The organism is Agrobacterium sp. 10T429, from assembly GCF_056393925.1.
In genome coordinates this window covers 1-1,395 of record NZ_JBFTGV010000025.1, presented here as the reverse complement: position 1 = coordinate 1,395, position 1,395 = coordinate 1, and the positions used below count along the sequence as shown (strand labels likewise).

The window sequence follows — 1,395 nt, the reverse complement described above, 5'->3', positions numbered from 1 at the left end:
CTAGGTCCTGTTGACAAAGTATGGCAACCATATCTTCGCGGCGGCCAGAGCGAGGAATGCTGAGAAGGATTTTCGGGTTTTGTCGTATCGGGTCGCCACGCGGCGGAACTGCTTGAGACGGTTGAACATCCGCTCGATGCGGTTTCGACCCTTGTAGGCTCGAAAGTCGCATGCAGGCGGGTTCTTACGGTTGGCCTTCGGCGGGATTACCGGTCTGATCCCGTGGATCAGCAGTTCTTCGCGCAAGAAATCGCCATCGTAGCCTTTATCGGCAAGGAACAACCTCGGTTTGCCGACCGGTATTGCCAGCAGATCAGACACGGCGTTGTAGTCCGATGCTTCGCCGCCGGTCAGGACGAAGCCGAGAGGGCGTCCCTGACCGTCTGCGCGAGCGTGGATTTTTGTCGTAAAGCCGCCGCGTGATCGACCAAAAGCCTCCTGATAAGTCCCCCTTTTGCGCCCGCAGCCTGAGAGTGGCCGCGAACCGTGGTGCTATCGATCATGTGCTGCCAGTCATCCGTCAGCCCGAGTTCGACTAGGGTCTCAAGGAGAGCATCCCAAACGCCTTGCTCGGCCCAACGGCGGAAGCGCACATAGACGGAATTCCACTTTCCATAGCGCTCGTGCATGTCGCGCCAGGGACAGCCAACGCGCAGGACGTGAAGCATCCCGTTCAAAAAGCGGCGGTTGTCATGCGATGGGCGAGAYTTGCGGCCCCGCTCTCTCGGCAGCAGCGGCTCAACTATCCGCCATTCTGCATCACTCAAATCGCCTCGTTCCAAAACCGCCTCCTAAAAAGCAGTGTTGAATCACGCTTCAAGCGATTTTGGAATCGGGGTCAATTGCAGCTGGTCGGCTTTCGTGTCCAAAGTCTCGCAAATCTCGCCATCGCGAACCTCAACCCAGGCAGATTTCTGACGCTCAGAGCAACGGTCAAATATGGTCCAACCAGGCTGGCCGTCCGCGGTCATAAACGAAGCTATACAAAGCCCGCCTGCCAATTCGATCGAGAGCTCTGGAAGTCGTCCGAATAACGATACATTTTGAACGTCACGACCGATAAGCGACCGAAAAATCTCTTCCCAACCGTTTTCGTCGCTCCAACTTCCGCACACAATCGAGTTTTCATTTTCAATCCGCCAACTCCACTCGATCATGACCGTGAAGTCGCCCTGTGAATTTCCGGCAGTACCGTCGCGTCTCATTTGGGGTGATAAGCGGCCAAATTCCAAGAAAATTGTCGAGCCATGGCCACGCCAAATCGCCGACAACGGCATTGTCAAAAGCGCAGATCGATACTTATCGAAAACTTCCAAAGGCGCTGGCAACTTGTCCCTCCCAATCCATAAAGGGATGGAACTTCCCGATGATCGAGAACTTTGTCAACAGGGCCTA

Annotated in this window: 2 protein-coding genes; both read right to left on the bottom strand. The window is 55.3% G+C overall.

Annotated features, from left to right (window positions below):
• Nucleotides 1-782 (bottom strand): IS5 family transposase gene (locus AC1DCP_RS26310; protein WP_236736200.1). Its coding sequence is split into 2 segments (ribosomal slippage): nt 1-452 and nt 452-782, totalling 783 coding nucleotides; the frame shifts between segments, so codons are not numbered across the junction.
• Nucleotides 783-809: 27 nt separating this feature from the next.
• Nucleotides 810-1,328, bottom strand: a complete 519-nt coding sequence (locus tag AC1DCP_RS26305) for a hypothetical protein (protein WP_236736199.1) — start codon at nt 1,326-1,328, stop codon at nt 810-812.
• Nucleotides 1,329-1,395: the final 67 nt, after the last annotated feature.